Genomic DNA, 11032 nt, shown 5'->3' with positions numbered 1-11032 from the left:
TTGCACCACCAACAGTGGTCATGATTGCGATACCGAGGCCAACGATGGCAGCGGTCAGAACAACCCAGTCAACAGTGACTGCGCCGGATTCGTCTTTTGCGAAGTTTTTGATGAAGTTCAGCATTTTATTGCTCCTAGTGAGTGTATATTGGCGTTCGGCCAAAGATTAGTAGGTTGCGATACCCTGAGTTGCGAGGCTACCAGAGATCAGGTCACCGAGATCCGCAGTTGCACCACCAACAGTGGTCATGATTGCGATACCGAGGCCAACGATGGCAGCGGTCAGAACAACCCAGTCAACAGTGACTGCGCCGGATTCGTCTTTTGCGAAGTTTTTGATGAAGTTCAGCATTTTTTAGCTCCTAGTGTGTTGAGTGGCGCTCGGCCAAAGATTAGTAGGTTGCGATACCCTGAGTTGCGAGGCTACCGGAGATTACGTCACCGAGATCCGCAGTTGCACCACCAACAGTGGTCATGATTGCGATACCGAGGCCAACAATGGCAGCGGTCAGAACAACCCAGTCAACAGTCACTGCGCCGGAATCGTCCTTTGCGAAGTTTTTTGCAAAATTGAACAGTTTCATTTTGTATCCTCTGAAGTCTGGTTCGTCGTTTCCACTACCTAGACGGAGACTTAAATTGATATGATCAACTCGGTTCCGCTTTGGTATGAGAGAATAAAGCCCTCGGAATGGGGCAAGAGTTTGGCGCGCATCGTACTTTTTTGGTGTTCCTTAAGATTTTTGCGAAAAATTATTAATACGCTGAAAAATAATAACTTTTTTTTTACTTAAAGTGCCCGCACTGTGTCAAAGATGCTAAATATTGAGCAAATATGTCGAATTTGCCTAAGTGTGGTGCCTTAAAACTGGTTTCGGCGGCTTTTTTTTGCGAGAACAAACATGCAAACAACAACGGGGCAGAGCAGGTACCGCATGAAGCGGCGCTTCGTATCATCAATATTAATAGTCGCTTCGATATTGGCGACTGAGGCACTTGCTACCGAGCCAGTGTCAGGGACAGATTTTACCTTTCGGCGCGTTAAAGTACCCGAAGCTGGCAGCACAACGCCACGCATCAATGTTCAGATCGATCCCGAGGCTCAGATAGCGGCGCAAGCGCTGCGTCAGCCGGAACCTTCTGAAACAGAGGCGCCAGAGCTCGGCGTGCTGGACTGGTACTGGGCAGAAGTTTCACCGGATCTTGCTGACGCGAGTCCCGGTCGATTAGAGGAAGCTGTTTCTCACCTAGGCAATGCGCCAGAAGGACAGGCTGTTGCTGTTCCCAGGATTCAAAACCTTCAGAACATCGCTGAAGCCCACGGAACGGAGATTCTGCTGGCGACAGTTGGAACAAATGTCTCTCCGGCACTCGTACTGGCGGTGATCGGAATCGAATCTTCTGGACGCATAGATGCTTTAAGCAGTGCCGGTGCAGCAGGTCTGATGCAGTTAATGCCGGCAACCGCTGAGCGTTTCGGTGTTGCAGACCGCAACGTTGCATCTGACAATATTAGAGGAGGCGTGGCCTATCTGAACTGGTTGATGGAAGAGTTTGACAACGATCCAGTAATGGTTCTTGCCAGTTACAATGCCGGCGAAAACGCTGTGCGAACGCATAGCGGCGTTCCTCCTTTCGCTGAGACCCGCGCATATGTGCCTAAAGTTTTGGCAGCATGGTCTGTCGCAAAGGGTTTATGCGTGACCCCACCTGAGTTAATTTCGGACGGATGTGTTTTTGCAGTAAGAGGTGCGAGCACAAATGGCTGAAGTAAAACCATTGGTGCTGGATGTTGATGGCACCTTCCTGCGAACTGATATGCTATACGAGTGTTTTTGGGCCGGCTTAGGCAAGCACCCGATTAAGACTCTCAAAACCGCAATGCGGTATTTCACACGACCGGCAAAGCTTAAAAGCGCTTTACTTGAGATTGCAGACATTCGAACTGATTTGTTGCCCGTGAATCAAGAAATGAAAGCCTTGGCAAACAAAAGTATTGCAGTAGGACGGGACGTGGTTCTTGCTTCTGCTTCAGATCAGCAATTGGTCGCGCGCCTGGCGTCGGATCACGGCCTAAGCACGCGTGTATTCGCCTCGGACGGCGAAACCAATCTAAAAGGGAAGGCCAAAGCAAAGGCCCTGGTTGATGCGTATGGCGAAGCTGGATTTGACTATGCGGGCGATAATAAAGCAGATCGTGCAATCTGGGAGCATGCGGAAAATGCGCTTGTTGTAGGGCATCATGATGCGATCGTCGCCAAGCTGAGTGCGATGGGGAAAACGGTTACTGAATATCCCAATCGTTTGCACATCACGGATTTGTTTCGAGCGATACGCCCCCATCAATGGGTTAAGAACATTCTGCTGCTTTTACCAATGATTGCAGCGCATAGCTTCAGGCTGGATAATTTGTTCATGGTCCTTCTGGGCATGGTATCTTTCTCAGCAGCGGCGTCATCTATCTATGTTGTCAATGATCTTCTTGATCTTGAGGCTGACCGTTTGCACCCCACCAAATGCCGTCGCCCGTTTGCTCAGGGGACCGTTCCGATCAGCGTTGGAATGGGGATGCTTGTTGTTCTCGGTGTTTTAGCGATTGGCCTTGGCGCGTTGCTTGGCCCTGCATTTCTTGCTGTTGTAGTTGTCTATATAATACTGTCGCTGGCCTATTCGCTTCGGCTGAAACGCATGCGATGGGTGGATATCGCGGCGTTAGCGGGGCTTTATACATTGAGAGTCGTTGCCGGAGCCGCAGCAAGCAAGGTCGATGCATCTTCTTTTATGCTTATCTTTATCTTTCCGGTCTTTATCACGCTGGGATGTGTGAAACGACTGACGGAACTTTCGCTCACGACGACGGACGATAATTTGCCTGGGCGAGGCTATGGTCGCCAGGATCGTGGTGATTTACTTAACATCGCGGGTCTCGGGATGTTTTTTGCGCTGCTGATTTTCTTCCTTTACAGTTTTAGCGAACAGGCACGAACATTATACCCAAGCCAATGGGTGCTGTGGATTGCCCTTGTTCCGATTGCTGCCTGGCTGTTTCGCATGGTGCGGTTGGGCTACTTTGGTAAGCAGGATTACGACCCAATCGTCTTCGCGATGAAAGATAAACGCGGCGTTGGCCTGCTACTGCTCACACTTTCGCTCATGTTTTATGCCGCAGGTTTGTTTCACCAATGGTTTGGAATCTGATCGTGCAAAATTCTAGACCGACAGTTTTTTGAATATCCCTTCGGGGATCGAGCGAATGATCAGCATAATGTAGCGCCAGAAGAACGGTGTGTAGATCACGTTCTTTTTCTTATCCACGGCACGCAGCAGGTCGCGGGCAACCTTCTCTGGCGGCGCAACAAGAAACATTCCCTCTATGCCCCATGTCATTGCGGTGTCCACAAAGCCGGGTTTCACGGTAACAACGTGGCCCCCGGATCGGTTAAGCCTATTACGCAGACCCGACAGATAGGTGTGAAACCCAGCTTTGGCTGCACCATAGACATAGTTGCCAATCCGGCCCCGATCACCTGCAACAGACCCAACACCGATAACAGTGCCAGATCCGCGTTCTTCCATAAGAGAGGCGAGACCTTGCAAGAAACGGGCAGGGCCTGTGAAACTGTCCGTCACGGTGCCGTCGATCAGGCTGGGTTCTGCGTCAATCGCGTCTTGTGGTGGCATTGAGCCGACGAAAACGGCCACATTGATTATTCCTTCTTCGGCGGAGACGCGGTCGTAGATCGCTGAAAAGCTCTCAGGCTTGCGTGCGTCAAAGAAAACGGGTTCCGCCACCCTGGCGCCTCTGACGGCGCTATCAGTGGCGCTGCGCTTTAGGTCATCCATGTCGCGGCCAGCAAAAAACACTGCGTCACCGCGTTCTGCAACGGCGCGTCCGAAGGCTCGTGCCATGGAAGATGTTGCGCCAAGAATAATCCAACTCTGCATCATAGTGTCGTCCTCAGGTCTAGTCGGCGGATCAGGTCGGTTGCGAATTGTCCCTCAGGGTCTGCTTTTTCAACTTCATCAACCCACGCAGCATGTTCCGGATACATCGACTTGATACGCGCACCCGTCGCCAGAGAATCTTTCGCAAGATAAAGGCGCCCACCCGCGAGTTGGGTCATCTCTTCAAGCCGGCTGATCAGAATTTCGGCTTGTGGACGGTTCGGAAAGTCGACGGCCAGCGTATACCCTTCCATCGGGAAGGACATATTGCCAGCCCGGCCAGCGCCCATACGTTTTAAAACAGCCAGGGGTGACGCAAGCCCGGACCGTGCGATCAGCTCAAGCATCTCTCGCAGGGCAGCTGCCTTCTCAATCGGAACGACACATTGGAACTGATGAAAGCCGCGTTTTCCGTAAAGCTTGTTCCAGTCATGAATTGCATCCAACGGAAAGAAGAAGTCGTTTATCGGCTTGACCGAAGTGCGCCCGCTTTCAGGAACACGCCGATAGTAGGCTGCGTTAAATGCCTTTACGATTGGTTTTGAAAGCGCGAAAGCAGGTGCATTGAATGGAACGGACTTGGGCTTCTTTTGTGCGGGCATCAGGCCAGAGCCTGTTTCAGCCTCTTCAAGTATACCACGCCCAAGGTTATTCCCTTTGGCCGTTGCATCAATCCAGCCGACTGAATATGTCGCTGTTGAATTGTCGAGAAGCGTCAGGAAGTCCTCGTAAGATTCCGCACGACGCTCTGTCACCATCATGACATCACCCTTGCAGGGCAGCATCTGTAACTTGACCGATACAATAATGCCGGTTTGTCCAAGACCACCGACTGTGGCCTGAAACAGCTTTGCAGATTTCTTCGGCCCAATGACTTTCTTGCCAGAAGGTGTCATCAGAACAAGACTAATCACATGTTGCCCGAATGAACCGTTGCCATGATGGTTTTTACCGTGCACGTCATTTGCGATACAACCAGCAACGGTGGCAAATCCAGTGCCTGGCATAACGGCAGGCAGCCAGCCACGTGGTGCAAAGAGGCGTGCAAGTTCACCAATCTGGCATCCCCCTTCGACCTCTAGAGTGCCTGAATCAGGATCAAAGCCGATGATACGGTCCAACCGGGTCATATCTATTGCGGCCCCACCATCATTCAAAGAAGCGTCGCCATAAGACCTGCACATGCCTATTGCAGGTGCGGGCGTCTCCTTTAACGCAGCAACTAGATTGGAGACGCGCTCCGGTCGTGCAACCTGGCCAGTTGCAGTGTGGACCCGGCCCCAGCCAGCGTATTCAGTTGTTTTCCAGAGCATACTTAACCTTTAATGAATGGCGTTCCGCCAGTGGAAAAATGAGAAGCCCAACGCAAACCACGCAACAGATAGTTGATAACCGATAATCCGAACAGCGCCAGAAACAGTATGAAAGACAGGCGCAAAATCTGCGCTTTGATCTCTTCCCATTCAGTTGTCGTTGCAAGCGCGACAAGGCCGGTCAGAACCAACGCAAGTAATCTGCCAAACAGCAGAGTATCGCGCCATAGCCGTGCGGCACGCGGTAGGGAAGGGCCTGTATTTGCGTTGCTCAATGTCATTGCCTGCGAACTAGCGACACAATAGGGCGAGATTATGTAGCTGATTGGGGCGAGAATATGGACCAGAACCTTAAAAAACAACAGGTGCAGGCGTTTAAAGTGCAGATCGAATGAAGGTTCGGGCATTATTAATGCACTGAATAAAAAACCGGGAGCGATTGGCCCCCGGTTCAAGTATTCGCGATGATATCACTAAATCAGTTCACGAGCGTCGCTTCTGTTGCTGCGCGCGCTTCTTCCTCGCTGACGCCGTCTGCAAGCTCAACCAACTTCAGTCCACCTTCGACAACATCAAAAACACCCAGGTTAGTTATGATCCGATCAACAACGCCTTGGCCGGTCAGCGGAAGCGTGCATTCCTTAAGCAGCTTGGACTCGCCGTGTTTTGAGGTGTGATCCATCACAACGACAACACGACCGACACCAGCCACCAGATCCATTGCACCACCCATTCCCTTGACCAGCTTGCCCGGGATCATCCAGTTCGCAAGATCGCCGTTTTCGGCAACCTCCATCGCACCCAGAATGGCCATCGCGATTTTCCCGCCGCGGATCATGCCAAAGCTTTGCGCCGAGTCAAAATACGAGGTTTGCGGAAGTTCGGTAATAGTTTGTTTTCCGGCATTGATCAGATCAGCGTCAATGTTTTCTTCGGTCGGAAACGGGCCCATGCCCAACATTCCGTTTTCTGATTGCAGCGTTACTGTTACACCTTTTGGAATATAGTTTGAAACCAGCGTCGGAATACCGATGCCAAGGTTCACATACCAACCATCCTGAAGCTCTTGCGCCGCACGGGCGGCCATTTGATTTCGATCCCACATGGTCTGTCCTCCCCTTAAGCTGCGCTGATGGTGCGTTGTTCGATACGTTTCTCATGCTCACCCTGAATCAGGCGGTGCACGTAAATTCCGGGCAGGTGAATGCTGTCCGGGTCGAGTGAGCCGGTTGGCACAATCTCTTCGACCTCTGCCACGCAGATTTTGCCACAGGTTGCGGCGGGTGGGTTGAAGTTGCGTGCTGTCTTGCGAAACACAAGGTTACCGGTCGCATCCGCCTTCCAGGCCTTCACAATCGAAAGATCAGCAAAGATGCCGCGTTCTAAAATGTAGGTTTCACCGTTGAAATCCTTGTGCTCTTTGCCGTCAGCAATAACTGTTCCAACGCCCGTTTTTGTGTAGAATCCCGGGATACCGGCGCCACCGGCACGCATCCGTTCAGCGAGTGTGCCTTGTGGGTTGAACTCCAGCTCAAGTTCACCGGACAGATATTGACGCATGAACTCTGCATTTTCACCAACGTAGGAGGAGATCATTTTCCTGACCTGTTTGGTTTGCAGCAAAATGCCAATCCCAAAATCGTCAACACCTGCGTTGTTAGAAGCAAAGGTCAGATCCTTGGTGCCGGCTTCCTTGATCGCTTCAAGCAAAAGTTCCGGAATGCCGCAGAGGCCAAAACCACCAGCTGCAATAAACATGCCATCGTGAAGGATACCTCCAAGTGCTTCGGCCGCCGAGCCGTAGACTTTTTTCATCTTTGTCTCCTTTGCAAATTTTGCGTTGGATGGATTTGTGGCGACAGCGTGAGCGAGAGTCAATGAATTGCCGCACCGCAGCGTCAGTTTGCTGCGCTCTAAATAGTTGCTGCTATCCGTCCGGGTTTATTTTGCAGCAGCCTTTTTAGCGGGCGCCTTCTTTGCCGCTGGTTTTTTCTTCGGAGCAGCCTTTTTACGTGTTGGCTTTTTACCCGCTTTTTCGGTGATCAGTTGCAGTGCAAGCTCCATTGTTACTGATGTGGGTTCCACATCTTTGGGCAATGTTGCGTTGACTTTCTGCCATTTTACATAAGGGCCATAGCGGCCCTCCATGACATTAACTGGTCCGCCTTCGGGGTGTTCTCCAAGTTCAACAAGGGGTTTCGCCGCTTTGCGTGCGCCGCCTTTTGCAACTTTCTGCGCCAATACCTCAACAGCCCGGTTCATACCTATTTCGAAAACCTCGTCGATGTTTGGTAAGTTCGCATAAACCTTGCCGTGTTTGACAAAGGGGCCATAGCGGCCAAGTCCGGCCTCAACCATTTCGCTGTCATCCGGGTGCGGACCAAGTTCGCGCGGCAGGCTTAGCAACTGCAATGCTTTCTCAAGATCGATGTCTTCCTGCGTCCAGCCTTTTGGAAGCGATGAACGTGGTGGCTTTGGCACCTCATCTGTCGCGTCGCCGCGTTGAACATAGGGGCCAAATCGCCCTTTTCGCAATGTGATCTTATCGCCTGCATCTTCGCCCAGGTATTTGCCATCTGGTCCAACTTCGCTGCCTTCAATGCCGGGGGGGCCGAAGGGGCGGGTAAAACGGCACTCTGGATAATTTGAGCAGCCGATAAATGCACCACCGGAACGCGCCGTCCGCATCGATAAGCGGCCAATCCCGCAGTTTGGACAAAGACGTGGGTCACCGCCGCCTTCGGTTGGGGGGAACAGGTGCGGCTCTAACACCTCATTGATTTTTTCCAGAACATCCGTGATGCGAAGTTCGGATGTTTCTGCAATAGCGGCTGAAAAATCGCGCCAAAACCGAGCAAGCACTTCTTTATAGTCAGCATTCCCCGCAGAAACATCGTCTAGCTGTTCTTCAAGGTCTGCGGTGAAATCGTATCCAACATATTTTCTGAAGTAGTTTGTAAGAAAGACAGTGACCAATCGGCCTTTGTCTTCTGGAATCAGGCGATTTTTTTCTTTTCGAACATATTCACGGTCCTGAATCGTCGTCACGACCGACGCGTAGGTTGACGGCCGCCCGATACCAAGCTCTTCCATCCGTTTAACCAGTGTTGCTTCGGTGTATCGGGGTGGGGGCTGGGTGAAGTGTTGTTCAGGTGTGACAGATTTTTTGTCAGCGGCTTCGCCCTGCATGATTTGGGGCAGGCGCTTGTCGTCATCATCTACGACAGTGTCATCACGACCTTCTTCATAGACTTTCATAAAGCCATCGAACATCACGACCTGACCAGTTGCCCGCAATTCAACCTGGCCGTCCGCACTGGCGACATCCACCGTGGTGCGTTCCATCCGGGCTGATTCCATCTGGCTCGCAAGTGTGCGCTTCCAGATCAAATCATAAAGCTTGCGTTGATCCGCTTCCAGACGGGCGAGTTTTGCAGCATCAACAGACATATCTGTCGGGCGGATACATTCATGCGCTTCCTGCGCGTTTTTGGCTTTGTTCTTGTACATGCGCGGATTCGCAGGAACGTAGCTGTCGCCATAACGGCTTTTGATTTCATCGCGGGCGGCGGACGCGGCTTCCGGGGCCATATCGATTCCATCGGTCCGCATATAAGTAATGTACCCGGCTTCATACAGGCGTTGCGCAGTGGACATGGTTTGACGCGCGCCAAAGCCAAATTTGCGGCTTGCTTCCTGTTGCAGGGTCGAGGTCATGAAAGGAGGTGACGGGTTGCGGCTGGCGGGCTTTGCCTCAACCGATTTAACCGTCAAATCGCGTGACTGGACGGCATGTACGGCAAGCTCGGCGGCTTCGGAGGTTGCGATGTCATGCTTATCGAGTTTCTGGCCTCCCAGAACGGTTAGCCGGACTTCGTAATCCTGACCGCGCGGCGTGGAAAGCTGTGCTTTTACAGACCAGTATTCGCGGGCGTTAAAGACCTCGATTTCCATCTCACGCTCAACGATCAAGCGCAGGCAGACAGATTGAACACGTCCGGCTGACTTGGAACCGGGCAATTTGCGCCACAACACCGGTGATAGGTTGAAACCAACAAGATAGTCAAGCGCGCGCCGTGCAAGATAGGCCTCGACCAAGGGGGCGTCGATCTCACGTGGGTGCGCCATAGCCTCTGTTACGGCTGATTTTGTAATGGCGTTGAAAACCACTCGTTTCACAGGCGTGGTTTTCTTTATTGCTTTGCGTTTTGTCAGGGCTTCCTGCAAATGCCAGCTGATCGCCTCGCCTTCGCGATCAGGGTCGGTTGCGAGGATCAGATCGTTGTCATCTTTCAGCGCATCAGCGATGGCTTTCACGTGTTTGCGGGAATCTGCGCCGATCTCCCAGATCATTTCAAATCCGTTGTCGGTATCGACGGACCCATCCTTTGGCGGCAAGTCACGCACGTGACCGTAAGATGCCAGAACGGTGTAATCATCGCCCAGATATTTATTGATAGTTTTGGCTTTCGCCGGGGATTCAACAACAACGACGGGCATGAAATTCCTCTCAACAATCCACTCAGAAATCAACGCGACTCGAGGGTGAGCTTATGGCGGCGCAAGATGTGGTGTGTTGCTGTTGAATGTCAATGGTATCTAGCGAGCTGATTATCGAACGATGGATAATAACCCTCCGGCACGACGTTCGATGCGGCCTTCCAGCTCCAGTGTTGTTATCTCTGGATTAATAGCTTTTGCAGGTAAAGCGAGGTCTCGGATGAGCTGATCTTCGGCAATCGGGCTCGGGCCGAGCCGCGATAAAATTTCTGTGTGTAGCTTCGAAATTTCCCTGAGACTGCGCTTTGGCAGTTTCTTTTTTGCCACTGGCTGAGGTTCCGGCGGTTGGTTGTTTACAGTGTGCGACTGGGAAATCGCTTCTATCACATCTTCCGCTGAGCGGACGAGTGTTGCGCCTTCGCGGATGAGCGCGTTGCAACCAGACGCGCGTGCGTCAATCGGATGTCCGGGAACTGCGAGAACTTCACGACCTTGGTCCAATGCGTTGCGCGCCGTAATCAGGCTGCCGGACTTGAGAGCTGCCTCAACCACGACAACTGCGTGGGACAGACCAGAAATAATGCGATTGCGCGTAGGAAAATGCCGCGCCTGTGGCCGCATCCCCATGGGTTGCTCGGACAGGCAAAGTCCTGTTTTGAAAATCTCGTCGGCTAATGCTGCGTTTTCCTGTGGGTAAATTACATCGACGCCACCGCCGAACACAGCAACGGTTCCGCTTGGCAGGGCCGCGAGATGAGAGGCCGTGTCAATACCCCGGGCGAGGCCTGAAACCACAACAAACCCGGCTTCTCCTAGTTCTTCGGCCAGTTTTCGGGCCATGCGCGTCCCGAGGCTAGAGGCATTTCTTGCACCAACAAGGGCGATCATAGGGCTGCTTAACAGCGTCGTGTCGCCCCGCACCCAAACAATTGGTGGCACATCCGTAATATCCATAAGCGCGGCCGGATAATCCGGCGTGCCGTAACAGATCATCCGGACGCCCAGTTTTTGTGCCAGTGACATCTCTGCTATCGCCACGTTTTCCGGGCAAACCTCGTAGTCTTTAACGCCTGCACTGCGGGCAACTTCGGGCAATGCGACAAGCGCATCATCGGCTGTTTTATGTTCCCGCAGCAGCTTGAAGAAAGTGGTTACACCTACCCGACGCGAACGGATAAGGCGAAGCCACGATAACAAATCTTCGTCCGTCTGAGGGGGATGTAGGGTGTGGTTAGAAGAAAAAAGATCCTCTGCCATCGTGACTCCGTCTGCTA

General features: G+C 52.3%; 12 protein-coding genes. 2 read left to right on the top strand and 10 right to left on the bottom strand.

The annotated features are described in order from the left end of the window. The 3 genes from J4E70_RS19735 to J4E70_RS17265 form a co-directional block, all read right to left on the bottom strand. Positions 1–124, bottom strand: a 124-nt coding sequence (locus J4E70_RS19735; RefSeq protein WP_425516554.1) for a Flp family type IVb pilin, incomplete at its 3' end; no start/stop codon positions are given. A 42-nt stretch (positions 125–166) separates the two neighbouring features. Then, positions 167–352, bottom strand: coding sequence for a Flp family type IVb pilin (locus J4E70_RS17270; protein ID WP_213890903.1), 186 nt, complete (start codon positions 350–352; stop codon positions 167–169). A gap of 40 nt (positions 353–392) precedes the next feature. Then, positions 393–584 carry a hypothetical protein gene (locus J4E70_RS17265; protein ID WP_213890902.1) on the bottom strand — a complete coding sequence of 64 codons (192 nt, stop codon included), beginning with the start codon at positions 582–584 and terminating at the stop codon, positions 393–395. Between the two features lie 351 nt (positions 585–935). Here J4E70_RS17265 and J4E70_RS17260 point away from each other — a divergent pair, with 351 nt between their 5' ends. Together J4E70_RS17260 and J4E70_RS17255 are read left to right on the top strand one after the other, a co-directional pair. Further along, on the top strand, positions 936–1769 hold the full coding sequence (locus J4E70_RS17260; RefSeq protein ID WP_213890901.1) for a lytic transglycosylase domain-containing protein: 834 nt from the start codon (positions 936–938) through the stop codon (positions 1767–1769). Next, a complete protein-coding gene (locus J4E70_RS17255; RefSeq protein ID WP_213890900.1) occupies positions 1762–3198 on the top strand; it encodes a UbiA family prenyltransferase in 1437 nt (478 codons plus the stop codon). Before J4E70_RS17260 ends, J4E70_RS17255 begins: the two co-directional genes overlap by 8 nt. Positions 3199–3210: 12 nt before the next feature. On the opposite strand, the gene J4E70_RS17250 is transcribed toward J4E70_RS17255, so the two are convergent. The 7 genes from J4E70_RS17250 to dprA all read right to left on the bottom strand — a co-directional run bounded on the left by J4E70_RS17250 (position 3211) and on the right by dprA (position 11015). Next, on the bottom strand, positions 3211–3948 hold the full coding sequence (locus J4E70_RS17250; RefSeq protein WP_213890899.1) for an SDR family NAD(P)-dependent oxidoreductase: 738 nt from the start codon (positions 3946–3948) through the stop codon (positions 3211–3213). After that, positions 3945–5258: an FAD-binding oxidoreductase gene (locus J4E70_RS17245; protein WP_213890898.1), complete on the bottom strand. Its 1314-nt coding sequence runs from the start codon at positions 5256–5258 to the stop codon at positions 3945–3947. Before J4E70_RS17245 ends, J4E70_RS17250 begins: the two co-directional genes overlap by 4 nt. A gap of 2 nt (positions 5259–5260) precedes the next feature. Continuing rightward, on the bottom strand, positions 5261–5665 hold the full coding sequence (locus J4E70_RS17240) for a hypothetical protein (RefSeq protein ID WP_213890897.1): 405 nt from the start codon (positions 5663–5665) through the stop codon (positions 5261–5263). A 71-nt stretch (positions 5666–5736) separates the two neighbouring features. Beyond that, positions 5737–6363: a 3-oxoacid CoA-transferase subunit B gene (locus J4E70_RS17235; RefSeq protein WP_213890896.1), complete on the bottom strand. Its 627-nt coding sequence runs from the start codon at positions 6361–6363 to the stop codon at positions 5737–5739. A gap of 14 nt (positions 6364–6377) precedes the next feature. Then, complete coding sequence (locus tag J4E70_RS17230; protein WP_213890895.1) at positions 6378–7073, bottom strand: CoA transferase subunit A; 696 nt, start codon at positions 7071–7073, stop codon at positions 6378–6380. A 126-nt stretch (positions 7074–7199) separates the two neighbouring features. Further along, complete coding sequence (topA, locus tag J4E70_RS17225; RefSeq protein WP_213890894.1) at positions 7200–9758, bottom strand: type I DNA topoisomerase; 2559 nt, start codon at positions 9756–9758, stop codon at positions 7200–7202. A 111-nt stretch (positions 9759–9869) separates the two neighbouring features. Continuing rightward, positions 9870–11015, bottom strand: a complete 1146-nt coding sequence (gene dprA, locus J4E70_RS17220) for a DNA-processing protein DprA (RefSeq protein WP_213890893.1) — start codon at positions 11013–11015, stop codon at positions 9870–9872. Between the last annotated feature and the right edge of the window lie 17 nt (positions 11016–11032).

The organism is Pseudohalocynthiibacter aestuariivivens, assembly GCF_018457175.1.
GTDB lineage: Bacteria > Pseudomonadota > Alphaproteobacteria > Rhodobacterales > Rhodobacteraceae > Pseudohalocynthiibacter > Pseudohalocynthiibacter aestuariivivens.
The sequence above is the reverse complement of the archived record's forward strand: the minus strand, read 5'-3'. Positions and strand labels throughout refer to the sequence as shown.

What these genes read in the sequence shown, in the direction of transcription:
- J4E70_RS17270 (WP_213890903.1), bottom strand. Translation starts at nt 352, where the DNA reads ATGCTGAACTTCATCAAAAACTTCGCAAAAGACGAATCCGGCGCAGTC.
- J4E70_RS17265 (WP_213890902.1), bottom strand. Translation starts at nt 584, where the DNA reads ATGAAACTGTTCAATTTTGCAAAAAACTTCGCAAAGGACGATTCCGGC.
- J4E70_RS17260 (WP_213890901.1), top strand. Translation starts at nt 936, where the DNA reads ATGAAGCGGCGCTTCGTATCATCAATATTAATAGTCGCTTCGATATTG.
- J4E70_RS17255 (WP_213890900.1), top strand. Translation starts at nt 1,762, where the DNA reads ATGGCTGAAGTAAAACCATTGGTGCTGGATGTTGATGGCACCTTCCTG.
- J4E70_RS17250 (WP_213890899.1), bottom strand. Translation starts at nt 3,948, where the DNA reads ATGATGCAGAGTTGGATTATTCTTGGCGCAACATCTTCCATGGCACGA.
- J4E70_RS17245 (WP_213890898.1), bottom strand. Translation starts at nt 5,258, where the DNA reads ATGCTCTGGAAAACAACTGAATACGCTGGCTGGGGCCGGGTCCACACT.
- J4E70_RS17240 (WP_213890897.1), bottom strand. Translation starts at nt 5,665, where the DNA reads ATGCCCGAACCTTCATTCGATCTGCACTTTAAACGCCTGCACCTGTTG.
- J4E70_RS17235 (WP_213890896.1), bottom strand. Translation starts at nt 6,363, where the DNA reads ATGTGGGATCGAAATCAAATGGCCGCCCGTGCGGCGCAAGAGCTTCAG.
- J4E70_RS17230 (WP_213890895.1), bottom strand. Translation starts at nt 7,073, where the DNA reads ATGAAAAAAGTCTACGGCTCGGCGGCCGAAGCACTTGGAGGTATCCTT.
- topA (WP_213890894.1), bottom strand. Translation starts at nt 9,758, where the DNA reads ATGCCCGTCGTTGTTGTTGAATCCCCGGCGAAAGCCAAAACTATCAAT.
- dprA (WP_213890893.1), bottom strand. Translation starts at nt 11,015, where the DNA reads ATGGCAGAGGATCTTTTTTCTTCTAACCACACCCTACATCCCCCTCAG.